Source organism: Acinetobacter sp. CY81, from assembly GCF_059515925.1.
The window spans coordinates 203046-229263 of record NZ_JCAKNC010000004.1 but is presented as its reverse complement, the minus strand read 5'-3'; the positions used below and the strand labels follow the sequence as shown (position 1 = coordinate 229263).

Genomic DNA, 26218 nt, shown 5'->3' with positions numbered 1-26218 from the left:
CCAAGTGTAAAAAAACCTCCCAATTGGGAGGTTTTTTTATTGAGCAGTTAAAGATTACTTCGAACCTTTAATCCCTGCTTGAAGTAACAATGCACCTAAACCACCAATTTTTGCTTCTTGAGGTTTAGCCGATTGAGGCTTCTTGTTCTGTTGCGGACGATCACCTTGTGGACGTGCTTGTTGAGGACGTTTCGCTTGAGGCTTACGCTCTGTACGTTGTTCACCTGCAGGTGTTTCACGACGTGGCTGACGTGGTGCTTTTGCAGGTGCTTCAGAACCTTCAGGACGCATAGACAAGTTCACACGATTACGCTCAGCATCCACTTGTAATACACGAACTTGAACAATTTGACCCGGCTTCACGATTTTATGTGGATCAGCAACAAATTCATTCGCAAGTTCAGAAATATGCACCAAACCGTCTTGATGAACACCCACATCAACAAATGCACCAAAATTCGTTACATTGGTAACAACACCTTCAAGCTGTAAACCTTCAGTCAGTTGCTTAACATCGGTAATGTCTTCACGGAATTTCGCAGTACGGAATTCTGGACGTGGATCACGACCTGGTTTTTCAAGCTCTGAAAGTACATCTTTAATTGTTGGTAAACCAAATGTTTCATCAACCAATGCTTCAGCATCCACTTGACGAATGATTTCAGTATTACCAATGATGTCTTTTACAGTCGTTGCTTTTGCTTCAACAATTTTACTGACTAAAGCATATGATTCAGGGTGAACGGCAGATGCATCTAGTGGCTCTGAACCATCTTGAATACGTAAGAAACCAGCCGCTTGTTCAAAAGTACGCTCGCCTAAACGTGGTACATTTTTCAATGCTTGACGGTTGTCAAAACGACCATTTTCTTTACGGAAGTCTACAATTTGTTGTGCGATTGATTTATTCAAACCTGCGATATAACCCAAGATTGCAGATGATGCAGTATTTACATCAACACCCACAGAGTTCACACAGTCTTCAACCACAGCTTCAAGTGTTTTCGCTAAACCAGTTTGGTTTACATCATGTTGATACTGACCTACACCAATCGATTTAGGATCAATCTTCACAAGTTCCGCCAATGGGTCTTGTAGACGACGTGCAATTGAAACTGCACCACGAATCGTTACATCTAGTTCAGGAAGTTCAGCCGCAGCCAATTCAGATGCAGAGTAAACCGATGCGCCTGCTTCTGAAACAGAAACACGTGTTAATTTAAGATCAGCATTTGCCGCCATCATTTCAGCCACAACAGCTTCAGTTTCACGACTCGCAGTACCATTACCAATTGCGATCAAATCAACATTGAATTCACGGCACAGACGTTCAAGTTCAGCCAATGAACCTGCTTTGTCTTCTTTCGGTGCAAATGGATAAATCGTGCTATGTGCAAGAACATCACCTGATGCATTGACTACAGCCAGTTTAACACCTGTACGAATACCAGGATCTACACCGAGTGTAGTACGCGCGCCTGCTGGTGCAGACAACAACAAATGACGTAAGTTTTCAGCAAATACATCCATTGCTTCAGTTTCAGCAGCAAGACGTTTTTCTGTTAATAGAGAATGTTCAATCGCAGGACGTGTTTTGCCCAACCAGAACAATTTCGCTGTTTGCTTTAAGAAATCTTGACGTGATTGTGGTTGAACAGACTCAAGATCATATTCAGTTTCAATACGTGTCAATGGAAGATCATCTTGACCATCCACTTTTAAGCCCAATACGTTTTCTTGACGACCACGTAACATCGCCAATAAACGATGTGAAGGGACTTTGTTTAAATTTTCAGAGAAATCAAAGTAATCACGGAATTTCTTACCGACTTCTTTTTTCTCATCACTTGCTACAAGGCTTTTAAGCACGGCAGTTTTAGCAAATGTTGATTTTAATTCTGTGGTTAATCCAATGTTTTGCGCCCATTCATCAATAATGATGTGTTGAATCGCATCCAATTGGCTTTCAAGGTCAGCATAGTCTTCGTGGCTGAACCCTGCCAAAGCATCTGAAGGCTCAACATTTTCAGAAAGAATTTTTTCCGCAATTGGACCTAAGCCAGCTTCTTTAGCTTTAAATGATTTACTGGTACGTTTTGGACGGTACGGCGCGTAAATTTCTTCTAATGCATTTTTAGTTTCAACTGCGTTTACGCGAGCAAGTAAATCGTCAGTCAATTTATTTTGTTCTGTCAGTGATTCAATGACTTTTTCACGGCGTTCAAATAAATCACGTAAATACGTTAAGCGCGTATCAAGTTGACGTAATTGCGTATCGTCTAAGCCTTGGGTTACTTCTTTACGGTAACGTGCGATAAATGGAACACTAGAACCTTCATCTATCAGCTTAATGGCAGCTTCTACTTGGTTTGGACGTACGGCAATTTCTTTTGCCAACTGCTGAACTAAGTCAGTCATCGTGTTAAATTCCACAAGGATAAGGACTAAAAGTTAGTGATTATAAAGACCAAGACTATAAAATCCACAATTGTTTTGAATATTTACAATGGAAATTTTAATTAAACTTTAAATTTCAGGTTTTTTTTAACGATTAACAATAAATAACAGCACAAAATATACGATCAATTGAATGAAAATTACAAGAATCTAGCATTTCGCTATGCTTCATTTTGCATCCAAATCACGCCTTCCGAACCATGAAATTTCTGATTTGGTCAGCAAACTCACAACGAATGTTTCAAAATTTTAATAATGACGCATAAACAATCGCTTATTCAATATTTTCATCATTTTTACATTGCTACATGCTATGTTGTTGTCTATAACTTTAAATATGATTTCTCAGTTTTTTTGATGTTGTTATTTGGTTTCAAAAACGGCTTAAAATTGTAATTTTGAGCAATTTGATACATAGTCTTAACAAGAACTTAAGCAGTATACTGAGATTAACAAATATTTATAAATACAACTTTAAGGGAGTGCATCATGAGTTTGGTTGTACCTGCTGAAAACACAGATGTTGTACATAATGAAACCGACCGCGTCGAACGCATTTTAGTTGTCGATGATGATGTGCGTTTACGTACCCTTTTACAGCGTTTTTTAGAAGATAAAGGCTTTGTTGTAAAAACGGCACATGACGCAACACAAATGGATCGTTTGTTGCAACGTGAATTATTTTCTTTAATCGTTCTTGATTTCATGCTTCCAGTTGAAGATGGTTTAAGCATTTGTCGTCGTTTACGTCAATCAAATATCGATACGCCGATCATCATGTTGACGGCACGTGGTAGCGATTCTGATCGTATCGCAGGTTTAGAAGCTGGTGCGGATGACTATCTGCCAAAACCATTTAATCCAAATGAGTTACTTGCGCGTATCCGTGCAGTTTTGCGTCGCCAAGTACGTGAAGTACCGGGTGCACCAAGTCAGCATATGGAAGTGGTCAGCTTTGGTCCATGGTCACTAGATTTATCGACTCGTACATTGACACGCGAAGGTCAAGTCGTGACGTTAACCACTGGTGAATTCGCAGTACTTAAAGCACTGGTTCAACATCCACGTGAACCACTCACTCGCGATAAATTGATGAATTTAGCACGTGGTCGTGAATGGGGTGCGATGGAGCGTTCAATTGACGTTCAAGTGTCTCGCCTACGTCGCCTGATCGAAGAAAACCCTGCTCGTGCGCGCTATATTCAAACCGTTTGGGGCGTGGGCTATGTCTTTGTTCCAGATGGCGCTGAATAAGTTCTAACTTAAGACTCCCTCATTTAATCATGTTGGAGTCTTATTTTTTATTGGATGAGAGAAAATTTCATTCTGCATAACTTAATGTATAACAATAAATATTCAATCACTCATCATCACCCATCAACAACCTAATGATGCTTAAGGCGAAATCGTGAAGCTTGATCCTATAGACCCACAAAAATTTAACGAATTCGTTGCCTATTCAGAGCGTAAACGCACGCCTTGGGAACGCTTTCTCGATAAGATTAAGCCTCGCTCTGCTGCGATGCGTACTACTGTACTTGTGGTTTTTGTGGTTTTTTTCAGCCTTTTCATGTCATTGTGGTTTTTTTGGAAAACACTTTATTTACCTGAAATTCAACAACATGCTCGCTATTTAGCAGTTGAAATTGAGATCATCAATAATCCTGAACTTAAAATATTCCACGGTAATCAAGAGCTTGATACTGATGAATGGCTAAAAAAACGTGTGGGGATTGAGTACGTTACTGATCCAGCAAAGTATCCAAATTTGAGAGAGAAACTTATTGCAGAGTTTTTCACCAATCAAATTGAAGAAAAGCTCGCAAAAGAACTGGATGTACCCAATGTCACTGTCTATTTCCAGTTTAAGCCGAGTCCACGCATTTGGATTCAAACGCCTGAAATGAATGGCAACTGGGTGCAAGAACCTCTTAAAACTTATGCCAACTACAGCCCTGAGCTGATTTTAGCTTGGCTATTGGGTGTTCCATTTATTTCAGCCATTATTATTTTAACACTGGTTCGTCAGCTGAATCGTCCGCTACGTCGCTTACAGAACGCAGCCAATAATTATAGTAAAACAGGTAAAGCACCCTACTTAGAAACCAATCATGGGCCTTTAGAAATCCGTCAAGTGAACCAAGCATTCAATCACATGATCTACACGCTTGAGCAAACAGAGCGTGATCGTCAAATCATGTTGGCAGGGATTTCACATGACTTACGCACTCCACTGACACGTATTCGTTTAAGCGCAGAAATGATGCCTGATGAAGATTTCCTCAAAGAAGGTTTAATTTATGATGTGGAAGATATGGATGCGATTTTAAATCAGTTCATTTCCTATATGCGGGATGGCTCAGATGAAGAACTTCAACAAACAGATGTGAATTCATTACTTAAAGAATTAGTTAAACAATTCAAACCATTACAAATTGAGTTCACTCCCCAAGAGCTACCGTCTATCGAAGCTCGAAGCATGTCTTTAAAAAGACTGATTGGTAATATCATCAACAACTCCAAACGCTATGGCTCTGAACCAATTGAAATTTCAGCCCATTTTGAAGATGAAAAAGTGCATATTCGTGTGGCTGATCATGGTGAAGGTATTCCTGAAGATCAGATCGAAGAACTGATGCAACCCTTTGTGCGAGGTGAAGCTGCGCGTACCATCCAAGGGAGTGGATTGGGTCTAGCGATCGTCAAAAGAATTGTCGATATTCATCAAGGCGAGCTGATTATTCGTAACTGTGCTGAAGGTGGTTTGGAGACGATTATTTCTTTACCATTGAAAAGCGTAAATGAAGATGAAATCGAACAAATCACTCCGTTACAAAAAATAAGACAAAGTTTAGGTCAACATTTTATAGAATGATTAATTTTTAAACGGTTGATATTTATACATTTATGTTTTTAATATATAAATAACATGAATTTCAACTACTTAAAAACCATTACCAAAATTTATACCTACATTTTTTGAAAAAATTAGACCTTAGCCTAACAGGCATGCACAATCTTGTTTTGGGGCGGTACAATCCGTCTAGTTTTGAACAAGAATTGAGCTTAAACTATGTCTTTAGATCGTATTCGATTAGCTTCCCTTCATGACAAGGTCATGAATGCTGAACAAGCTGCTGCATTTATCCAAGATGGTATGACTGTAGGTATGAGTGGTTTCACACGCGCAGGTGAAGCTAAAGCTGTTCCTTTGGCATTGGTAAAACGTGCTAAAGCTGATCCACTTAAAATCACTTTAATCACAGGTGCATCTTTAGGTAACGATCTAGACAAACAATTGACTGAAGCAGGTGTTCTTGCTCGTCGTCTTCCATTCCAAGTGGATAACACATTACGTAAAGCCATCAACAAAGGCGAAGTGATGTTCATCGATCAGCATTTGTCTGAAACTGTTGAACAAATGCGTAATAAGCAACTTAAAAAGCCTGATATTGCGGTGATTGAAGCAGTTGCGATCACTGAAGATGGTGGCATCATTCCAACAACTTCAGTAGGTAACTCTGCAAGCTTTGCAATTTTTGCTGAAAAAGTGATTGTTGAAATCAACACTAACTTAAGCCCTGCGTTCGAAGGCTTACACGATATTTATATTCCATCGTACCGTCCAACTCGTCAGCCAATTCCTTTGACTGAAGTAGATGAGCGTATTGGTACACAAGCAATCAATATCGATCCATCTAAAATCGTGGGTATCGTGATCAACAGCGAATTCCATGACTCTCCATCAACTGTGACTGAACCAGATGATGAGACTCAAGGTATTGCGAACCACTTGATCGCATTCTTTGAAAAAGAAGTGGCTGAAGATCGCCTTCCTAAGAACTTAGGTCCTTTACAAGCAGGTATTGGTTCAATTGCCAATGCTGTATTGACGGGTCTTAAAGATTCAAACTTCGAAGACTTGATTATGTACTCTGAAGTACTTCAAGACTGCACGTTTGAATTGATTGACGCTGGTAAAATGAAATTTGCTTCAGGAAGCTCAATTACGCTTTCTGCTAAATATGGCGAAAAAGTATTTAACAACCTTGAAGCGTACAAAGACAAACTTGTATTGCGTCCACAAGAAATCTCAAACCATCCTGAATTGGTTCGTCGTTTAGGGATTATCGGCATCAACACTGCATTAGAGTTTGATATTTACGGGAACGTAAACTCAACTCACGTATGTGGTACTAAAATGATGAACGGTATCGGTGGTTCAGGTGACTTCGCACGTAATGCGCACATTGCAATCTTCGTGACTAAATCAATTGCAAAAGGTGGCGACATCTCTTCTGTAGTTCCATTCGCTTCTCATATTGACCATACAGGTCATGACGTAGACGTATTGGTAACAGAACAAGGTTTAGCAGATTTACGTGGTTTAGCACCTCGTGAACGTGCTCGCGCAATCATCGACAACTGTGTACACCCAATGTACAAAGATGCTTTGAATGATTACTTCAATCGTGCGTGTGAGCGTGGTGGTCAAACACCTCATATTCTTCGTGAAGCGCTTTCTTGGCACTCAAACTTCGAAGAAAAAGGTCAAATGCTTGTAGCTGCTGCTGAAGCTAAATCTGCTTAATCTCAGATTTAAGACTCAATAAAAAACGCCCAATTGGGCGTTTTTTATTTGGCTTAGATTCAGATTTCAATTGAACATGTTCACTTCAATATTTAACGAATAATATTCGACGTCACAAATGTCTTAGTAATGCCTATCGGATCAATTAAGCTCATTAACCCAGAAACGTTCATATCGACTTCTATTTGCTCAATATGAATCGATTTAAGCTGAATCAGCATCTGAGTATCGTGTATCGTGATCTTAGGATTTAATGTTTGAAGATTTGCAAATAGGTTGTTAAACACTTGCTGCATCCAAAGATTAGAATGCTCCTTCACATCTGTCTGTTGAGTTGGGGATTCTTTATTTTGCTGAGAAACCAGACTCAATGTATTCAATTCCGCATCACGATGACTCAAATGTGAAATTTTTAGCCCTGAATTTAAAATCAATTGATGAATTTGCTCAATGTTTTGTATTCCCCCACCATCTCCTTGTGCATCTACATCACGCAACTGATCATCTGAAATTAAACGCATAGTTTTAGACTGATCATAATTTGCATAAACACTTGATGAATACCCAAAACCTACAAGTATTAAAGCAGTGGTTATGCCTTTAAATATTTTCATTTTAACAGCCCATAACACAACAACTTCTAAAGCTTAGATCAGGATATCAAATTTAACAATATCATATATTTAATATTTAATTCGATCAATTATCAATCAACTTAAAATCAATGAAAATAATCTCACTATCGAGCTATGATGTAGTCGAAATCGTAATTTTCAGACTATTCAGATATTCAAATCACAATAAATCCGCTTACTTTTTCGGCAATTTTAATTTAAGGTAAAATGAATCCAATTCATACGATTTAAACTATGTTTATCATTCGTACATTTTTAGATTCAGATATTGAAGAAATCATTTCTCTTTGGGAATTAAGTGGCTTAACCCACCCTTTTAACAACCCTGAAATTGATATTTTCCGAAAAACAGCACAGAAGGATGATCTCTTTTTGGTCGCTGTGAAGGATGAACAGCCGATTGCAACCATCATGGGTGGATACGACGGACATCGAGGTGCAATCAATTATCTTGCCGTCCACCCTCACTATCAACGTAATGGTGTCGCTACAGCACTCATCCAACAACTAGAAAAACGCCTTACAGCACTGGGATGCCCACAAATACAGTTACTAATCCATAAAGAAGACATTGATGTCAGTAACTTCTATGAGCAATTAGGCTATGACGAAAAAGATTTTATTTGCTTAGCAAAACAACTTATCCGCGACTAAGCACATTTGGAGTTACTTTTTAATATTTTCATTCATATCACTCAAATCAACAGAATTTAAGCATTTGACGATGAAATATTTTCTGAAGATGAGCTTGAGTTAAACCCGATTTCTTATCTTTTAAAACCTTATTAATTTTGCCAACTTTCAAAAAGATAGGAAACTCTACAATCATTGGCTCATCCTCATCAATACCATACATGAATGAACTAAGAAGGTCGGATTGGTCTTCTGCTTGGTTTTGCGCTCTATAATGTTTAATTGCAGACCATGTATTTAAATAGCCCATAAATTGCGATTTAGTCCAGTTAAATTGCATCGTAAACCGCTGATCAGTCAGAACTTCAAATGGAAAAGGAATCGTTTTGTAGTCTTCATCAATATAACGACGCTCAGCATCCCAGTACCCCTTTAAAGTATGGCAGTACAACGTACTCAGCTCGGCCTGTAGCTCAGTTTGCTTTAAGTGCGGTGTCCCATAGCCAATGACAGCAAATACCCCATCTTTTTTGAGGGTACGCTTCACTTCTTTATAAAATTCATCAAAATCAAACCAATGAATAGCTTGCGCAACGGTAATCAAATCAAAACTTTGATCTGCTAAAGTAGTTTTTTCAGCAGATTGGACTTGGTAACTAACATTGTCAAAATAAGGCGCTTGTTGTAATTGCTGTGCGCTCAGATCGGTTGCAACCACTTGCTCAAAATAAGGTGCGATTAATTGCGTAAACTGACCTGAACCAGCTCCACAATCCCAAGCAAATTGAGTATTTGGAACATATTTTAGTATTTCTACCATCACTTCATCGGGATAGCTAGGTCTTGCTTTACGGTATAGTGCACTATCACTGGAAAATAGATCTTTCATTTTTAATATTTGTTGTTGTTTTAACTTACTTTACACTTGTTAAATTCACTGCGATATAAAAGTGTCTAACAACTTTAAAATTTAGTTCAAGAAAATCTAATACCTAACAATAGAATCACCTTCAAATACAGTAGATCACTTTATTTTTATCCAATTATTTTAGGCAAAAAAAATCCCTGAACATGTCAGAGATTTTTTAAATATGGTGGCGAGACCCAGGATCGAACTGGGGACACACGGATTTTCAATCCGTTGCTCTACCTACTGAGCTATCACGCCGATGCCGTGTATTAAGCCGTAACTCAGCACATTAGTCAATATAATTCAGCGTTATTTTATTCGTTCGAATACTATTTAGACAAACAATACACAAATGATAGGCAAAAAAAATCTCCGAACTTGTCAGAGATTTTCTAAATATGGTGGCGAGACCCAGGATCGAACTGGGGACACACGGATTTTCAATCCGTTGCTCTACCTACTGAGCTATCACGCCGATGACGCGTATTAAACAGTTTCAGCGAGTTAGCGTCAAGTCTGATTTATAAAAAAACGTTTAAATGGCTACTTTTAAAACAAATATTAAGATTTACCACTCAAAACGAGTAAATATTCCACATACTCAAATCTGAAAAGTATTTTTGAAATAAAAAAGCCAGATTTTAAGTCTCTGGCTTGTCCACTCAATTGAATCAAATCTTAAATCGTCAGTAAAACCTCGATATGACTTAAATTTTTTCTAAGCTCATTAGACAACGATGAATTGCCCCACAGCCTGGCTCAAATTTTTGAACACCCTTCTCTTCCTCAATTCGGCAAAGTTCACTAATCAGACGTTCAGCGACCCCACGACCACGGTTTGCTGGGTGTACCACGATGTTTTCAATGGTTCGGCTTTCACCTTGTCCCGTGGCCCATACGGCACCTATTATTTTTGTATTAAATTCTGCGGTGTAAAGTATTGTATACTGTGTGAGGTTTTGCTCAAGTTGTTCAACGGCATCCTGACCATCACTAAATTCTGGACTGGTGTCATATAAGCGCTCAAGCTGTTCACGAACTTCATGATTATCCAGTGAAGTTTTTGCATGTACTGTTATAGGCATTGATTAACCCTCCTGAGCAATCTAATATGCTGGGACTTTCGTTCCAGCGAAGTATCTACATTCATCATTTTTAACGTTTTTGAGGAACGTGTCTATGACGCAACGTATCAGTGAAGTGGTAAGAAACACAAACGAAACCAAAATTAGTGTTCGAGTGAATCTTGATGGTACGGGTCAAGGCACCCTCAATACAGGTATTCCTTTTTTAGACCATATGATCGATCAAATCAAGCGCCATGGTCTTTTTGATATTGATATCCATTGTGATGGCGACTTAGAAATTGACGACCATCATACTGTAGAAGACTGCGGTATTACGCTTGGTCAAGCTTTTGCAAAAGCATTGGGTGATAAAAAAGGTTTACGTCGTTATGGGCACTTTTATGCGCCATTGGATGAGTCTCTAAGCCGTGTTGTCGTTGATTTATCTGGTCGCCCAGGCTTGTTTATGGATATTCCATTTACACGTGCGATGATCGGTCGTTTTGATGTGGATTTATTTTCTGAATTTTTCCAAGGTTTCGTGAACCACTCATTGATGACAGTTCACATTGACAACCTAAAAGGCAAAAACAGCCATCACCAAATTGAAAGCGTATTTAAAGCGTTTGCACGCGCACTACGTATGGCATGTGAAGTTGATCCACGTGCTGAAAATACTGTTGCATCGACTAAAGGTACATTGTAATGACCCGTATTGCCCTTCTTGACTATGGCATGGGAAATCTTCACTCAGCAGCTAAAGCATTAGAGCACGTCGGTGCAACTGTTGATGTGACCAATGATCCAAAGTTAATCGCTCAAGCAGATAAAATTGTATTCCCAGGTGTTGGTGCAATGCGTGACTGTATGCAAGGCATGCATGAAGCAGGCATTGATGAAGTGGTACGTCATGCTGCTTTCAATAAGCCTGTCCTTGCAATCTGTGTTGGTATGCAAGCACTGATGCAACACTCTGAAGAAAATGGCGGTGTAGACGCACTCGGTATTTTTGACGGTGCTGTAAAGCGCTTCCCAGATTTAGATGGATTAAAAGTGCCACATATGGGTTGGAATCAGGTTCATCAAGCTGATCCAAGTCATCCGATGTGGAATAACATTGAGCAAGATGCACGCTTCTATTTCGTTCATAGTTTTTATGTTGCGCCACAACAATCTGATCTTGTTGCTGCAACATGTAACTATGGGATCGATTTCTGTACGGCGATTCATAAAGAGAACTTGTTCGCAACTCAATTCCACCCTGAAAAAAGTCATACTGCGGGCTTACAACTGTTGAAAAACTTTGTGGAATGGAAAATCTGATTTAGCTTGCAGACCATTGTTCTTATGAATAGCGGTCTGCAAAATTTAATCCATTAACTTAAAAAGAATCATCTCTGTCATTTCAAAAATAAAAAATCATTTAAACGTTGATACCACTTAAATCATTCAAGATAGTTCTCACTCATTCACTTCATTCTATTAATCAATTCCATTTTTGGGGTTTTTCACACTGAAAAATCAACTTTATGTATTTTTATTAAACAATTTGATTGATATAATAATATTCACTTAATAATTAAAAATTAACTCACTTCACTCAATTTTTAAAACTGGATAATTAAAAATGCCTCAACAATATTTAGACGATAAGCCCTTGAGTAGCTCAGGACGTTTTGGGCGTTTATCTTATTTAGCTTGGGTATTTCTCAGCGCTTTATTGTTCATCTTGATCTCTAGCATTGGATCAGCCATCTTCTTTAGATTGTTTAATCAACAGCAATCACAAAGCCTAACGTTCATTGCAATCATTCTATTGGCGATTGTCTATGTTGTTTTTATTTACTTCTATATTGTCTTTACTATACGTCGCCTACATGATCGTAATCATTCTGGATGGTTATGTTTATTGATGTTTGTTCCAGGGGTCAATTTTTTCTTTGGTCTATATATTTTATTAGCAAAGGGTAATTCAAATTCGAATTCATTTGGTCCTATAAGAAAGACTCAAAATTGGGAGAAAATCCTTGGTTGGATCAATATTATACTTTTCCCTTTTATGATCGCTATTGCTGCTGCAGTGATTCTTCCTGCTTACCAAGACTACGTGATGCAAGCAAAGCAAGCTCAATATCAACAGTTACATCAGCAAAATTACAGTCAATATAGTGATCCTAACACTCAAAAATAATAACAAATCAACAGCCCATTTCCTTGGGCTGTTTTAATCTTCAAAACCATCTTTTGAAACAAAACCACCTTCAATCGGCTCAACACTGATCTTAATTTCAGCTTTTAGATTCAATTCTGCATAACGAGATTTAAGCTCACGAATCAGTTGATCTGCTGATGCTTCTTTTAATGCAACACCTGTCTTGATTTCAACAGCTTCCGTTTTTTTTGTTTCTGCAATCCATCGCTCTGTTACACCTAATAATTTTGCCAATTCAATTAAATTTTGAGCATTCGGAGTTGCTGAGTCTTGCACCCATTTTGAAACAGTTTCTTTAGATACACCTAGTGCATTTACAATATCTGTGGGTTTAATATTTTTATCTTTAATCAGTTGCTTAATGCGCTTCGCACCTTCACTAAATAAATCATCATCCTGATTACTCATATTCTTCTCCATAGCGATGATATCTTCTTGGTTCTTACTAACATTGTAACGTTAAATATTGATATAAATATGATCTCAATTTAATTTTGTGTATCTCGTGCAAACCCCTTCTACCCAACAACCTCATTCTGATGAGTTTAAATTTTTAGCTCCCTTTAGAAATCTTTCAACAGATCAAATCATCCTGATTGAAAATAAAGCGCAATGTCAAAATGTCGCTTTAGCGCTGAACAATGTAATAATCTTTGGATTTGATACCGAATCTAAGCCAACATTCACAAAAGGTGAAGTATCTACGGGGCCTCACCTTATACAATTAGCGACCTTAGACAAAGCATACTTATTTCAGGTCAATTCAGAAACTATGGCATTTCTTGCGCCTATTTTAAATAATCCAAAACAAATCAAAGTGGGTTTTGGGCTTAAAAACGATCTTCATTTATTTAGAAAAAAGGCATTGAAATACAGGGAAATATTGAACTGTCTAAAAGCTTTTCTCATTTTGGATTCAATAATACCGTTGGTATCAAACATGCCATGGCTCTTCTTTATCAAGTCAATTTTATTAAAAATAAGAAAATCAGTACCTCGAACTGGTCTAAAAAAATACTCACACCTGAACAAATGAACTACGCTGCAGCCGATGCTTATGCAGCACTTCTCGTTTTTGTCTCACTTTATCAACAAAAATTACTTTCACCACATGTGATCAATCAACTGAAACATCAACCTGAACTTCAAAAAACATTGTTAGAAAAAATTGATATTTAGCACTCTTCTGCAATCACACACCATTGCTAATGTAATGTTATGTAATTCAATTAAGCACCACATTCTTTCACTTAAAAAAGCAATATGAATCACACTTTATTTAAAATAGCCGAATAAAATTGCACAATATAAAAATCCATTGATTTATTAAGGTTTTTATATTGCATTCTAATGTGTCAAAAAAAGCAAATCGCACCATTAACAGTCAAAATAAAATATTGATTTTATTACACAAATAAACAATATACCCAAACCAAAGCTAAAACTTTGTATTTATAAAAAATAATCTAAACCAGATATTAAACTTCATCCTTTTTCACGTATTTAGTGGTTTGTCGCACCCGATTTTTTTTGTTAATTATCTTTCCGTTCGAATAAAAAACATGCTTTAGCACTACCCTTACTTGGAGAAATGGGAAATGTTTAGTTTATTTACTGGAAAAATTAGTGGTGTATTTAGCCTTACTTTACAAGGTATTTCAAAAGCACTCGGCTTTGTTATTGAGACTGTAACCAGTGTTGTGGACACGGTGGTTGAAACAGTAGGTACATTAACCAGCCCATTGACTGACACCTTGACCTCACTTCCACTCGTTGGAGGTACAGTCGAGTCTGTACTTGACTTAAAATCAAACTTAGTTGGTAACTTAAGTGAAGGTTTACATAGTGTTGCTTCTGAATTATCTGAGGGTAATTTACTTGGCGGCGTAAACACCGCATTAAACGGTGCGACAGCAACACTTGGGCAAACGATTGCAGATGGAGCAAATATTCTCAGCAATGTTGTTGATGTAACTGCCCCTGTCACGGGACTACTTGCTGAACTTCCAGGTCTAGGCGATATCTTAAATGCAGCGGGTGAAACCACTTCAAATTTAATTAGTTTCGTAGAAGAAACTGGGGATTATATTGCAAGTATTCATCCTACAGATTTAGTCAACGGATTGCTTTCAGACCCAATTGGCAGTGTAGGCGGTGTAATACAAGATGCTTCAGGAAGTTTAGAAAATCTGCTGAATGATCTTGTCCCGCTCACAAATGCTGTTTCAACACTACCTGTTGTTGGCGATGCAGTTACTGTCGCAGGTCAGTTGGCAGGATCAATTACCGATGGTCTATACGATGTTGGTTCACTGCTTGGACAAGTCGATTTACTCGACCCATTTCAATCAAATGGCTCATTGATTTAATTCTAAAACGCTTTCGAATAAAAATAACAAATATAAGTTACTTCCATTTAACCGTTTGAGTCATGCCAAGCGGTTAATTTTTTATCTATTTTCAGATTTGCCTTTAGCACAGTGCGCTTTATTTGCTAAGATTGTGCAGATTCAACTCCAAAAGATTAGGCTAGGAGCGAAAGCATGCTGATTATCCCTGCAATTGACCTGAAAGATGGCAAATGTGTCCGTCTCAAACAAGGTCGCATGGAAGACGATACCGTATTTTCTGACAATCCAGTAGCAACAGCTCAACACTGGGTAAATGAAGGCGCTCGTCGCTTACATTTAGTTGATTTAAATGGTGCTTTCGCAGGTACGCCAATTCATAAACCTGTCGTAGAAGCGATTGCTAAGGCTCAACCTGACTTACCGATTCAAATCGGTGGTGGTATTCGTTCTTTAGAAACGATTGAACACTACTTAGAAGCTGGCGTGACTTTTGTCATCATTGGGACTAAAGCTGTTCAAGACCCTGCTTTTGTTGAAGAAGCATGTAAAAAATTCGCGGGTCATATCATTGTGGGTATTGATGCCATGAATGGCATGGTTGCGACTGACGGCTGGGCGAACGTTACTGATGTTAAAGCAACTGATCTTGCGAAGCGTTTTGCTGATGCAGGCGTTTCTAGCATCGTTTATACCGACATTGCCCGTGATGGCATGATGCAAGGTGTAAACATCGAGCAAACTGTTAACTTGGCAACTTATTCAGGCTTACCTGTGATTGCTTCTGGTGGTGTGACTAACCTCGATGACGTACGCAATCTAAAAGGTCAACCTGGTATTTTAGGTGCAATTACAGGTCGTGCGATTTATGAAGGCACTTTGAATTTACGTGAAGCTCAGGCTTTATGGGATGACCGTTCTTTCTAATGATTCTTCTTTCTAGTCTCTAGAAAGAATTAAAGAGAGGTCTTTAGACCTCTTTTTTATTTCCATTATTTTATATTGCTTATATTTCCTCTTTAAAACTCACTTTAATTTTGTACATCAATATTCATGCGCCCTTCTGCTTCTTCTTGGATTCAATCCAAAGCCCCTCAACTGGTCTTAATTCTCATCACAATTATTTGGGGTGGATCATTTATCACAGTTCAATATGGATTGAATTTTAGTAGCCCTATTTTATTTGTTGCTTTACGTTTTGCCGCAGCAGCAATTGCTGTGAGTCTGATTTCTTATCGCTCTCTCCATCATTTCACACGTTTAGACTGGATTGCAGGTTTTCTAATCGGGCTATCTATCGCGATTGGTTATGGAACTCAAACCATTGGTTTACAAACTATTACCAGCAGTGAGTCTGCTTTTTTAACAGCGCTTTATGTTCCACTGGTTCCAATCATCTTATGGCTTATTTTTAAAAATAAACCACATATCATGACGTGCTTAGGTGCTGGATTGGCTTTCATTGGATTAGTCTTTCTTACAGGCAATGGCTTTGGAGCAATTCAACTTAACTATGGGCAGATTTTAACGATTTTGGGTTCTATCGCGATTGCCTTTGAAATTATCTTAATTAGTCATTTTGCAGAACGTGTCAATATCCGCCGAGTCACGGTGCTTCAGCTGATCTTCGCTTCTCTCATTTGCTTTATCATGGCTCCTCTACTTGGCGAAACCACCATGCCTAATTTTAATGGACAATTGATTGGGATTTTATGCGCCTTAGGCATCGCCAGTGCCTGTATTCAATTGGCAATGAATTGGGCTCAACGTGTTGTTGATCCTTCACAAGCAGCGATCATTTATGCAGGTGAACCGATTTGGGCTGCACTATTCGGACGTCTTGCAGGTGAGCGATTACCTGCTTTAGCCCTAGTTGGCGGAGTTTTGGTCGTATTCAGTGTGATCCTGAGTGAGTGGCGACCCAAATTGACGAAGAAGAAATAGCTCAATTCGGAGCTGGTTTCTTCTTCAACATCATACAGGGTTGATAGTATTCAACTTCAGGATGCGGATCATAAAAAGGATGCAATAATGTCTTCCACTGCTGATAGGCTTCAGACTGTCTAAAGCCTTCAGTATGGTCTTCCAGCCGATCCCAAAAGATCATCAAAATATAGCGATGTTCATCGTTCGTATTCTTAATCAATTGAACTGCATTTAATCCCGACATCGGATAAATAATTTCTTTGGCCTGTTGAAAGGCTTGTTCAAATCCCGTACTTTGATCAGCTTTGATCTGTAAATGCACATGCTCAATAATCATTTTTATGTCCTGATCTTAATTATTCTATAAACACAATTTTTATAAACACAGTTTTATTTTATAAATCCACTTTAACCATACATCGGCTCATTATCATTGACTTTAATTAGCCCACGAATCGCACGATATACAATCCAAATCCAAGACAGGCCAATCACAGCAATACAAAAAGTCGTTGCCCCTAAAGCTACGCCTGCAAATGCGTTTGGATTATCACTGGTAAAAAACAGGAAAATAAACGGTAAAAAAGCAATCATATTCCAAATCAGATACCACCAAAACGTTCGAATCTGCCACGTAAAATGACTTTCAAAAATCGAGCCCTGAACTGAACCTCTTTTAATATAATTAATCACCAAAGCCACAATCGCGAGAATACCGGCTGAGAAAATCGCAACGATATAAAGAATATACAAAGCAATGGTCAGCGTTCGATTTGAATCTTTATCAACTGAATAACTCATCATTTATCCTGATTATTTTATATGCTTCATTAAAGAAGCTATTTTAAAATTTCAACTTATTCAAAACACAAATTTTAACGTATGCAAAAGAATGGTGATCTCATAAATTCAGCGTTACAAACACTGTATCCAAGAGATCATTTATTAAAAATTCAAAGTATTGAACGGTGAAATCAACCATCCAATCAACAGTATATTAAAGGCTATGGTACAGAAATAGATTTTACGAAACGGTTGTTTTTGTGTTTTGTGGCGTAACCGCTGCTGTGCTAACCATGCTGCTGGCCAACCACCTAAAAATGCCAAAGTATGTAATGTATTTTCAGGAACACGACGATTTCCAGACTGCGCTGCTTCTTTATCTTGCGCATACATCCAATAGGTTAATGCATTGATGATACTAATAAACAGCAATACCATACTGTTTAGCACACCTGATATCGTCATTAAGGCAATGATTACGATGTAAATGACACATGCAATTTGCATCGGTTGTAGGTTATTTGCTGATTTGTTTTTTTGAGGCTTTGGTTGTTGATGACTTTTCTTTTGGGTTTGCGATGCTTTCAAATAAGTCACTTGTTTGGCTTTATAACGCCCTTGACCATCCAGTTGCACCACATACTCCAAGGCACATCCTGTAATAGGACGTGGACCTTGGCGTGCAAAATCTTTGATATGCAAAAACACGCGATCTTTGGATGAATCATTGGGTTGAATGAAGCCATAGCCTTTATCATCAAACCATTCTACTAATCGACCTTGATCGCGCATTGAGTTTCCTATTCCTATCTTTTAAAGCAGTTGAGCAATTAAGCCGTCACAAATTTCAAGCGTTCAACCAGCATATTACGCATTTCCAAAGGATTTTTCTGCAAGATATCCTCACCAGTACGCCCAAGTTCTGCATTTTTTTGCGCAACTTGTAAACGCATCATCCAAAAACGCCCTGCTGCCATCGCCAAATAAAGTTCCAAACAAGACTTCTCATCTGAAGTGAGCGGACGAACTGTTTCATAAGCTTCAAGGAATGCTTGAGCTTTGGCTTCATTTAAATCCACATCTGGGTAATTGGTACAGAAATCATTGATCGTAATCGCGATATCAAATAACCACTCATCTTTATTTAATTCGTAAAAGTCTAAAATTCCAGTCAATTGATCAGCATCAAAAAGAGTATTATCACGGAACAAATCAGAGTGAATAAAACCTGTTGGACGGTTGGGATACATTGCCGTTAATGCATCATAAAGACCCAATAAATTATTTAAAATGACAGTGTCTGCTGGACTCAAAGTAGGTTTGATCTGTCGAGCCACACCACGCCAATATGCATGATTACGATATTCAGCACGTTCTAAAGGGAAATCTTTTAAAGCGACATGCATCTGTGCCTGAGCACGACCAATTTCCGCAACTTGTCCAATGGTCGATGGCATTGGGTGATGACCCAACATACGTGGCGCAATCTGTGCAGGTTTATCTTTTAAGGTTTGAATCGAGCGACCGCTATGACTAAGTGGCACAGGTACAGTTAAACCCGCTTTACCTAAATGTTCGAGTACAGGTACTAATTCGCCTGCCCCCTGCTCATCCATTTCTTCAAAAATCGTTAAAACGTATTGCTGACCATTTTTGCAGGCTAAAAAATAGTTTGTATTTTGAATACCTCCTTGAATGGGAATCAGGTCAATCACCTCTAATCCATAAGGTGATGAAAAATCCTGAACTTCCTTTAAAGTCAAAGTGGTATAGACCGACATACAAAACCTGCAAAAAAACTTACATAATTTTGATAGAATAACCGCTCCTACTTAGAAGGTGTAGCACCTCAAGCGGGAAGTTTCATAATCGGCTGTTATTTTTGGAAAAAATTATGCTTGCTAAACGAATTATTCCTTGTCTTGACGTAGATAATGGTCGAGTAGTGAAAGGTGTTCAGTTTTTAGATATCCGCGATGCTGGTGATCCAGTTGAAGTTGCGCGTCGCTATAATGAACAAGGTGCCGATGAAATTACTTTTCTAGACATCACTGCAACCTCAAATGGTCGTGATACCACTTACCGTACTGTTGAACGTATGGCAGAAAGTGTCTTCGTTCCTCTGACTGTGGGTGGTGGTGTCCGTAAGGTTGAAGATATCCGCTTATTGCTCAACGCAGGCGCAGATAAAGTCAGCATCAACTCGGCTGCTATTTATAACCCTGAGTTCGTGCAAGAAGCATCTCAACGCTTTGGTGCGCAATGTATCGTGGTTGCCATTGATGCGAAAAAAACAGGCGACAATAAATGGGAAATCTTTACCCATGGCGGTCGTAAAGAAACAGGAATTGATGCGATTGAGTGGGCTGTAAAAATGGCTGACTTTGGCGCAGGTGAGTTATTGATTACCTCTATGGATGCTGATGGTACCAAAGCAGGTTATGACTTAGCCCTGATGCGTCAAATTAATGACCGTGTCACGATTCCAACGATTGCTTCTGGTGGTGTAGGTAATTTACAGCATTTAGCTGACGGTATTATCCAAGGTGGTGCAGATGCGGTATTAGCGGCTTCGATTTTCCACTTTGGTCAGCACACGATTCCTGAAGCAAAAGCCTATCTTGCCAATCAAGGCATCGAGATGCGTCTTTAAGTCTAGAGCTTTGCATTTTATTCAAGCTGAAGCTTGAATATGGAATGGCATGATTGACAGTTCGAATTTGAATGATTAAAAGAGTGTGATCCCACACTCTTTTTTTTGCCTATTTAACTTAAATTTTTATAAGATTTTTAATCATAATGACTTTAGAAACTAGCTTCATCATCATTGCTGTGTTAATCCTCAGCACCATGGTCATCATTTGTCGATATTGCAAATTTGATCTGAAGTTTTCTATCGCCTTGGTCTTCTTGTCGATGATTTTATTTGTGATGATTTATCACTATGGGATCGATCAATACAAACTTAAAAATAATTTAAAAGCCTTTGAATCAATTCAACAAGTGAGGCAATGTGGTACTTATCAACAACGGACACCCTCAAATCAAATCATCCAAACCAATGAGGTGATCTACCAATTTAAAGCCGAACAAAATCAAATCATCGAATTCAATGGTGATGCTTTGACTCAGCACTATTATCCGCTATTGGCACAAGTCAAAAAAGGCGATCAAATCTGTTTTACTTATGCCAAAGATATTACGGACTGGCATGACCGCTACTACCTTACCCAACTGAGCAAACCCATAAAACACCCATAGTCCAGATAGTAAGCTCTATAAATAAATGATTTAAGCAAATACTGGACGATTTGAAGGCAAAAAAAAGGAGCCCGAGAGCTCCAAAAACCAAGACGATTCAGCGATTTAAAGTTAAAACTTACGCCTTTCATCCTATATAACTAAACTGCCAATTGACTATAGCGCCGAAGATTTCAAAAATATTGACAATTCCTACATGATTTATTGACTATTCACGCCACAATATTGTTTAACTGTCTATTAAATCAAAGATATTCATGATTTTAAACCACTGCCTATTCAGCAATTTTGGTTGTTTAATTCACCCATTGAGCAGGAAAAATTTGATGGATTGAACGATTCAACCATGTGGACAGCATTTTCGGGAGTCGAATGCCAATTGGATTTTGCTCTTGCAAATCTAGAGATGAAATTACACGTGTCCCCAATATGTAGTCAAACCAAGGTTTGGTCACACACCAGTTGGCATCTTGATTCGAATTCATATGATGATCATAGTGCCAAGGAATGGTTTTCTTTGCCCACTCAGGTTCCAAGTGCGCACGGCGATGCACATAATAATAATTGGCAGCACTGTAAAATACCGCCAAGCTCATCCCTTTTGAAACAGGATAAAATAAAGGCGCAAAGACTCCGACAGTCACTGCAAGAGACATAATCTCATTTCGGGTACGCCAGTTACGGATTCCTTCAACATAACCATAGTCACTAAAATCTGTCTTTCTTACTTCTCGATGGTGTTCCCAATGTGACTTCATACTGTCAGGTACAGGACTAAATCGTGGCTGACCGACGCGATGTGTCCCGTGTAAAACATATTTATGTGCAATCCACTCAAAACCATTGGCAATGATTAAACCTGCTATGAATCCCTTAACCATGTCTCACTCCCACCCTTCATTTTTGTTTTAATATATCTCGAGCTTATTCAGAATGATTGACCTCAAAAATCCATTTCATTGACAAATCACGACAGTTTTTTGAGTTATTTCTGATTCTTAAAAGTCAATTCATTCTTTTCATTTCCCATAAAAATAGCATCAAAGCTTCAAAATTCATGGGGTTTTAAATACCTCATCAGTCAATTATATAAATGCAGAATCATTTTCTTTGATCGTGATTGGCGTTCATTAAAATTCCAACCCATGAATACTTCAAAAAGCATATTATTCTTGATTCAAACTAATGAATCATGTTAAAAATGCTTAAAGGATTGAATCCATCAAAACAATAACAAGACACTGATAATGCTACAAATAAAGGATTACACAGGCTCGGTCTATGGCGGACTGGGGCATCTGCTCTATAACTACTGTCAAAGCAATCATTTGGCGGTATCACCTACACTTCAAAATATCCAAAATGCTGAACGTTTTGATTTTCATATCTGGCGGGATTTACTCTGTGAAATAGAGCAATTGGCACATAAACCCGCGCTTGGGCTCGATATCGCAGAATACGTTAAACCACAGCATTTAGGCGTCATTGCATATATCGTTTTGTCTTGTGACACGTTGTCCGAAGCATTGAGTCGTTATCATGATTTCCATCGACTCATCTATGATGGTTCACCACTTAAGATTGAAGTGATTGACCAAAATTTATCTATCCGTTGGGAAGAGTTGCCGACAGATCTCACCACACAAGTCACGGATGAGATTGCCATTGCTTTAGCCGTTAAATTCTTAAAAATTTATCTAGCTTTAGAGAATCTAGAAATATTTGAAGTGCACTTTAGGCATCCTATGCCCAAATCTATCGTGCAATATGAACGATTTTTTAATTGCAAGGTGAAGTTTTCTCAGCCTAGAGTCCAAATTATATTACCGCTACGCTTTTTAGGAACGCCACTCAAGCAACCTGATCAGACCTTACAAAAACTATTAACACAACAAGCCAAAGATTTACTCAATAAACTACCGAACAACACCCAATTGGATGAGCGTTTACAGCAAGCAATTTTATTGGGTCTACAAAAAAATAATTATCAAATTGAAACAGTTGCAAACCAATTATCAATGTCTGTCAGACAACTACAACGGCACTTACATCAACAACAAACCACATTTCAACAACGTGTACAACAAGTTCGGCAATTGCTAGCAACACAATATTTACAAGATCCATATTTGAGTTTGCAAGAAATTGCTTTATTACTCAGCTATTCTGAACAAAGTGCATTTCAACGTGCCTTTAAACAATGGATGGGATTGACGCCACAACAATGGCGAATGAACCGTTTACGTAAGAATTAATGCTATTTATCCTATTTTTTTCTTTTTGGTTAAAAGTAGATTAAAATTCAACACAATAAAATGAATAAAAAACATCATTTTTAAAATTAACAACGATTATAGGTAATACACCATGAATAAATATTTTGCAGAATTTTTGGGTACGTTCTGGTTGGTCTTCGGTGGTTGTGGTAGTGCGGTGCTTGCAGCAGCGTTTCCAGAGCTCGGTATCGGATTTGCTGGCGTATCTCTCGCATTCGGTTTAACAGTACTCACAGCAGCCTATGCGCTCGGTCATATTTCAGGTGGTCACTTTAACCCAGCGGTCAGTGTTGGTTTATGGGTTGGTGGTCGTTTTGATGCTAAAGATTTAATTCCGTATATCGTGTCACAAGTTGTTGGTGCAACAGCAGCAGCATTCGTTCTTTATCTTATCGTTCAGGGTCAAGCAGGCTTCGTGGGTACAGGTGGTTTCGCAACCAATGGCTTTGGTGAGCTTTCTCCAGGTAAATACGCACTGACTTCAGTGATTTTAATTGAGATTGTACTGACTGCTTTCTTCTTAATCATCATTATGGGTTCAACAGACAAACGTGCACCCGCAGGTTTCGCGCCAATCGCAATTGGTCTTGCATTAACCTTGATTCACTTAATCAGTATTCCAGTGACCAATACTTCAGTAAACCCTGCACGTAGTACAGGCGTAGCGTTCTTCGCTGAAACTGCTGCATTAAGCCAATTATGGGTATTCTGGGTTGCGCCTATTATTGGTGCTGTTATCGGTGCGCTGATCTATAAGGGCTTTGCAGGTCCTCAAGACAAGTAAGCTTAGGTTTACACAGCTAGAGTCAAAATAAGACTTAAAACGAGCCCTATTTATGCTCTAAACATTAAAGCATTATAAAAACTCTAGAAATAAAAAAGCCTGCAATGCAGGCTTTTTTATGGATTGAATTTGGTATCAATTACAGAAATGGATTCTCAATTTCGTTCTCATCTTGATTTTCTATTTGTGCAGGCAAATCAGTCTGCTTTTCCAAATATGTCACAATTTCATTTAAATAATGTTGTAATGCTTTGGCAGCCTCTAGACCCGCTTGGTCTTTACCAATCTGCAAATTACCATACACACTGACACGATCTAAATCATTTTCTAAAGTTAAGTCATGAATGGAATGTGATTCTGTACCATTTTCAAAAGGCTTAAACATACGCAATTGTTCTCATTGTTTATAAATGTTCTGCCTAAAAATATAATTGATTCAGACAGAACATGGCATGTTTTATTTAAAAAATTGTAAAAGAAATTGCAACACGATTTCAATCAATCGCTTCACAATCGCATCTTGCGTTTCTTCATCAATTTTTGGTGCTTCATTTTGATTGGAAGTATTTGAATTGTTTGCAGCAGTATTCGAATCATTTAAGCCGGTCGACTTCGGTGGCTCAAATTGCTTTTGCAATGCCTTTAAGTTGTCATGCGATACATCTTCAGCACACTGACTTTCAGCATCCCACTGTAAATATTCAATTTTCTTATTGGCTTTCACTTGCGTTGCTTTTAAAGGCAACTGGTAAGTATTGCGCTTCTGCTCTGCGGTTAACTGTGGAAAAAGATTCATCCCTGTCTCTTCTTCTAGCTGACAAACACTGATGATTTTCACCTTCAGAGAGTTGTCATTTGGTGCATAGTAAACACCAATCACATCCGTTTTTGGAATATAAATCGCTTTATACACCGCAGTTGGAACAATCACGCCTTTACCAATTGTTTTGAGCTTTTTACCGCTAAACACAGGACCTGTAACCACGTACATGTCATTTTTCTGTTTGGTGACAATCGCCCGTGTTGCTTCCTCAAGTTCACGCCAAACTTGCTGATTGTTTTTAGGTGACTGTGGCACCATGTTTGCCAATGAGAAACTATGGAACTGCGCTTCTTTATTGGACATGTCCGCATTTGGTGCCATATGACCACGGTCATAGCCTGAACCACGGTAGTCAGACAACACCGCACGATGTTTCGCACTGACACGGCTTTCTTCGTGAAAGTTATCTTCACGTTTAATCTTGGTACTTAATCGTTGAACGCTAAGGCTTTCCGCCACCCATAAAGGTGTTTTTGATACACCCGAATACATAATGTTGAAGCCGTTATAACACAGCGGATAGCTATGTTTGGTCAGGCTTTCTTTGACTAAATAGGGTGGTATTTCACGATAGAACTGATCTAAACAAGCCGCATTATCGGCACTGCCATTAAACGGAATATATTGCGAAATTTTTTCTTGACCAAATGCAATCGCAAAACTACTTGCGGCAACCAGTCCTAGCACAGCTTTTACAACGAAATTACTCAATCAACTTATATCCAATAGAAACACGTTTATTCGACTCATCAACAAGTCATACATACGCTGTAACTTGATCATTCATCAATTTTAAACAGCTTAACAAGCAATCAATCGCAAGTATATCAAGTGAATTTTCAAGTGAATAAAGCTTCTACAATTTGTGTATGAATTTACAGCACTACACGTAACCAATTGTTGTATTTCTAATGCAGTTCTTAAGTTAAATGGATGAGTTTCAGTATTTTTTATTGATTAGATACAAACCACTATGACAAGGTAAGTGGTGATTTTTACATCTATATTTATATTCAGAATTTTAACTTAATAAATTACTTATTATTTAAAAAATCAAATGGGTAATTTCAACATCTGGATTTTCATCTTAGGAGTCTTTTAGTATGCGTACTCAAATTTTATCTTTTAGCCTTTTAGCCGGTTTATCTGTTGCAAGTTTCTCAGCTTTTGCTGAACCAGCCGTACAAGCAGGTGAAACACTTGAAAGCTTATCAAAAGCTAAAGTGACCACGACTGTAAATGGTCAGCCGGGCTCTCTAAATGAGCTTTTGTCGAGCGGCCAAATTAAGCTTGTAGAAGGTCAAACTACCGATGTAGCACAACCAGCAGCGACCCAAGCAACACAAAATCAAGTACCTAATCCATCAGGTGTAGCTGAAGCTCAGTCTGTAGAGCCTGCTGCCATTGAAGCAGATGCAAATGCTGAAGCACCTCAACCTGCTGAACCAGCCAACTAATCTACCGTTATACTTTTAAGTCGATGCCATGATTTTTTAAAACTGTTTAGAAATT

28 protein-coding genes, 2 tRNA genes and 1 pseudogene are annotated in these 26218 nt (G+C 38.3%); 17 read left to right on the top strand and 14 right to left on the bottom strand.

Translation table 11 applies throughout. The features are described from left to right. Positions 1 to 54: 54 nt before the first annotated feature. Entirely contained in the window at positions 55 to 2418 is a 2364-nt protein-coding gene (locus AC5YDM_RS07290; RefSeq protein WP_496151446.1) for a Tex family protein, read from the bottom strand. Positions 2419 to 2946: 528 nt separating this feature from the next. Here AC5YDM_RS07290 and ompR point away from each other — a divergent pair. From ompR to scpC, 3 genes are all read left to right on the top strand, one after another. Next, positions 2947 to 3711 (top strand): osmolarity response regulator transcription factor OmpR, encoded by a 765-nt coding sequence (gene ompR / locus AC5YDM_RS07285; RefSeq protein WP_496124630.1) that lies wholly within the window; start codon positions 2947 to 2949, stop codon positions 3709 to 3711. Between the two features lie 154 nt (positions 3712 to 3865). Further along, positions 3866 to 5332: an ATP-binding protein gene (locus AC5YDM_RS07280; protein ID WP_496151445.1), complete on the top strand. Its 1467-nt coding sequence runs from the start codon at positions 3866 to 3868 to the stop codon at positions 5330 to 5332. A 198-nt stretch (positions 5333 to 5530) separates the two neighbouring features. Further along, entirely contained in the window at positions 5531 to 7048 is a 1518-nt protein-coding gene (gene scpC, locus AC5YDM_RS07275; protein ID WP_496151444.1) for a succinyl-CoA:acetate CoA-transferase ScpC, read from the top strand. A gap of 92 nt (positions 7049 to 7140) precedes the next feature. Here scpC and AC5YDM_RS07270 read toward each other — a convergent pair whose 3' ends face one another. Then, the gene (locus AC5YDM_RS07270; protein ID WP_496151443.1) at positions 7141 to 7662 is read right to left on the bottom strand and encodes a hypothetical protein; all 522 of its coding nucleotides are present in this window, start codon (positions 7660 to 7662) and stop codon (positions 7141 to 7143) included. A gap of 255 nt (positions 7663 to 7917) precedes the next feature. Between AC5YDM_RS07270 and AC5YDM_RS07265 the strand changes: the two genes are divergently transcribed. After that, entirely contained in the window at positions 7918 to 8337 is a 420-nt protein-coding gene (locus AC5YDM_RS07265) for a GNAT family acetyltransferase (protein ID WP_496151442.1), read from the top strand. A gap of 46 nt (positions 8338 to 8383) precedes the next feature. Here AC5YDM_RS07265 and AC5YDM_RS07260 read toward each other — a convergent pair whose 3' ends face one another. The 4 genes from AC5YDM_RS07260 to AC5YDM_RS07245 form a co-directional block, all read right to left on the bottom strand. Continuing rightward, a complete protein-coding gene (locus AC5YDM_RS07260) occupies positions 8384 to 9205 on the bottom strand; it encodes a class I SAM-dependent methyltransferase (protein ID WP_496151441.1) in 822 nt (273 codons plus the stop codon). Between the two features lie 203 nt (positions 9206 to 9408). Beyond that, positions 9409 to 9484 (bottom strand) — tRNA-Phe (locus tag AC5YDM_RS07255). A 141-nt stretch (positions 9485 to 9625) separates the two neighbouring features. Beyond that, positions 9626 to 9701 (bottom strand) — tRNA-Phe (locus AC5YDM_RS07250). Between the two features lie 232 nt (positions 9702 to 9933). After that, positions 9934 to 10311, bottom strand: a complete 378-nt coding sequence (locus AC5YDM_RS07245) for a GNAT family N-acetyltransferase (RefSeq protein ID WP_496151440.1) — start codon at positions 10309 to 10311, stop codon at positions 9934 to 9936. A gap of 94 nt (positions 10312 to 10405) precedes the next feature. On the opposite strand from AC5YDM_RS07245, the gene hisB reads away from it, so the two are divergent. The 3 genes from hisB (at position 10406) to AC5YDM_RS07230 (ending at position 12484) form a co-directional block, all read left to right on the top strand. Beyond that, a complete protein-coding gene (gene hisB, locus AC5YDM_RS07240) occupies positions 10406 to 10999 on the top strand; it encodes an imidazoleglycerol-phosphate dehydratase HisB (RefSeq protein WP_496124625.1) in 594 nt (197 codons plus the stop codon). Then, positions 10999 to 11616 (top strand): imidazole glycerol phosphate synthase subunit HisH, encoded by a 618-nt coding sequence (gene hisH, locus AC5YDM_RS07235; RefSeq protein ID WP_496151439.1) that lies wholly within the window; start codon positions 10999 to 11001, stop codon positions 11614 to 11616. Before hisB ends, hisH begins: the two co-directional genes overlap by 1 nt. A 304-nt stretch (positions 11617 to 11920) precedes the next feature. Then, positions 11921 to 12484: a DUF805 domain-containing protein gene (locus AC5YDM_RS07230; RefSeq protein ID WP_496151438.1), complete on the top strand. Its 564-nt coding sequence runs from the start codon at positions 11921 to 11923 to the stop codon at positions 12482 to 12484. A 33-nt stretch (positions 12485 to 12517) separates the two neighbouring features. On the opposite strand, the gene AC5YDM_RS07225 is transcribed toward AC5YDM_RS07230, so the two are convergent. Beyond that, positions 12518 to 12913 (bottom strand): helix-turn-helix domain-containing protein, encoded by a 396-nt coding sequence (locus AC5YDM_RS07225; RefSeq protein WP_496151437.1) that lies wholly within the window; start codon positions 12911 to 12913, stop codon positions 12518 to 12520. An 88-nt stretch (positions 12914 to 13001) separates the two neighbouring features. Between AC5YDM_RS07225 and AC5YDM_RS07220 the strand changes: the two are divergent. The 5 genes and pseudogenes from AC5YDM_RS07220 to AC5YDM_RS07200 all read left to right on the top strand — a co-directional run. Further along, positions 13002 to 13531, top strand: a pseudogene (locus tag AC5YDM_RS07220) (3'-5' exonuclease family protein); the annotation flags it as partial. 6 nt (positions 13532 to 13537) lie between these two features. Then, on the top strand, positions 13538 to 13684 hold the full coding sequence (locus AC5YDM_RS07215) for a hypothetical protein (RefSeq protein WP_496151527.1): 147 nt from the start codon (positions 13538 to 13540) through the stop codon (positions 13682 to 13684). A gap of 419 nt (positions 13685 to 14103) precedes the next feature. After that, positions 14104 to 14874, top strand: coding sequence for a hypothetical protein (locus tag AC5YDM_RS07210; protein WP_496151436.1), 771 nt, complete (start codon positions 14104 to 14106; stop codon positions 14872 to 14874). A 174-nt stretch (positions 14875 to 15048) separates the two neighbouring features. Next, on the top strand, positions 15049 to 15780 hold the full coding sequence (gene hisA / locus AC5YDM_RS07205) for a 1-(5-phosphoribosyl)-5-[(5-phosphoribosylamino)methylideneamino]imidazole-4-carboxamide isomerase (protein ID WP_496124619.1): 732 nt from the start codon (positions 15049 to 15051) through the stop codon (positions 15778 to 15780). 126 nt (positions 15781 to 15906) lie between these two features. Continuing rightward, on the top strand, positions 15907 to 16797 hold the full coding sequence (locus tag AC5YDM_RS07200; RefSeq protein ID WP_496151435.1) for a DMT family transporter: 891 nt from the start codon (positions 15907 to 15909) through the stop codon (positions 16795 to 16797). 1 nt (position 16798) lies between these two features. On the opposite strand, the gene AC5YDM_RS07195 is transcribed toward AC5YDM_RS07200, so the two are convergent. From AC5YDM_RS07195 to AC5YDM_RS07180, 4 genes are all read right to left on the bottom strand, one after another. Next, complete coding sequence (locus AC5YDM_RS07195) at positions 16799 to 17116, bottom strand: antibiotic biosynthesis monooxygenase family protein (RefSeq protein WP_496151434.1); 318 nt, start codon at positions 17114 to 17116, stop codon at positions 16799 to 16801. A 71-nt stretch (positions 17117 to 17187) separates the two neighbouring features. Then, on the bottom strand, positions 17188 to 17580 hold the full coding sequence (locus tag AC5YDM_RS07190) for a DUF4870 family protein (protein WP_496151433.1): 393 nt from the start codon (positions 17578 to 17580) through the stop codon (positions 17188 to 17190). 144 nt (positions 17581 to 17724) lie between these two features. Next, positions 17725 to 18354: a DUF1294 domain-containing protein gene (locus tag AC5YDM_RS07185; RefSeq protein ID WP_496151432.1), complete on the bottom strand. Its 630-nt coding sequence runs from the start codon at positions 18352 to 18354 to the stop codon at positions 17725 to 17727. 38 nt (positions 18355 to 18392) lie between these two features. Next, complete coding sequence (locus AC5YDM_RS07180; RefSeq protein WP_496151431.1) at positions 18393 to 19343, bottom strand: homoserine kinase; 951 nt, start codon at positions 19341 to 19343, stop codon at positions 18393 to 18395. A gap of 113 nt (positions 19344 to 19456) precedes the next feature. On the opposite strand from AC5YDM_RS07180, the gene hisF reads away from it, so the two are divergent. After that, entirely contained in the window at positions 19457 to 20215 is a 759-nt protein-coding gene (gene hisF, locus AC5YDM_RS07175; protein WP_496151430.1) for an imidazole glycerol phosphate synthase subunit HisF, read from the top strand. Between the two features lie 146 nt (positions 20216 to 20361). Next, the gene (locus AC5YDM_RS07170) at positions 20362 to 20823 is read left to right on the top strand and encodes a hypothetical protein (protein ID WP_496151429.1); all 462 of its coding nucleotides are present in this window, start codon (positions 20362 to 20364) and stop codon (positions 20821 to 20823) included. A gap of 296 nt (positions 20824 to 21119) precedes the next feature. Here AC5YDM_RS07170 and AC5YDM_RS07165 read toward each other — a convergent pair whose 3' ends face one another. After that, the gene (locus AC5YDM_RS07165; protein WP_496151428.1) at positions 21120 to 21704 is read right to left on the bottom strand and encodes a hypothetical protein; all 585 of its coding nucleotides are present in this window, start codon (positions 21702 to 21704) and stop codon (positions 21120 to 21122) included. Between the two features lie 366 nt (positions 21705 to 22070). Here AC5YDM_RS07165 and AC5YDM_RS07160 point away from each other — a divergent pair, with 366 nt between their 5' ends. Further along, positions 22071 to 23078: an AraC family transcriptional regulator gene (locus AC5YDM_RS07160; protein WP_496151427.1), complete on the top strand. Its 1008-nt coding sequence runs from the start codon at positions 22071 to 22073 to the stop codon at positions 23076 to 23078. Between the two features lie 112 nt (positions 23079 to 23190). After that, positions 23191 to 23883: an aquaporin Z gene (aqpZ, locus tag AC5YDM_RS07155; RefSeq protein ID WP_496151426.1), complete on the top strand. Its 693-nt coding sequence runs from the start codon at positions 23191 to 23193 to the stop codon at positions 23881 to 23883. Between the two features lie 139 nt (positions 23884 to 24022). On the opposite strand, the gene AC5YDM_RS07150 is transcribed toward aqpZ, so the two are convergent. Continuing rightward, positions 24023 to 24268 (bottom strand): hypothetical protein, encoded by a 246-nt coding sequence (locus AC5YDM_RS07150; RefSeq protein WP_496151425.1) that lies wholly within the window; start codon positions 24266 to 24268, stop codon positions 24023 to 24025. 72 nt (positions 24269 to 24340) lie between these two features. Beyond that, entirely contained in the window at positions 24341 to 25417 is a 1077-nt protein-coding gene (locus AC5YDM_RS07145; RefSeq protein WP_496151424.1) for a DNA/RNA non-specific endonuclease, read from the bottom strand. Positions 25418 to 25809: 392 nt separating this feature from the next. Here AC5YDM_RS07145 and AC5YDM_RS07140 point away from each other — a divergent pair, with 392 nt between their 5' ends. Continuing rightward, complete coding sequence (locus AC5YDM_RS07140; RefSeq protein WP_496151423.1) at positions 25810 to 26163, top strand: hypothetical protein; 354 nt, start codon at positions 25810 to 25812, stop codon at positions 26161 to 26163. Positions 26164 to 26218 lie beyond the last annotated feature (55 nt).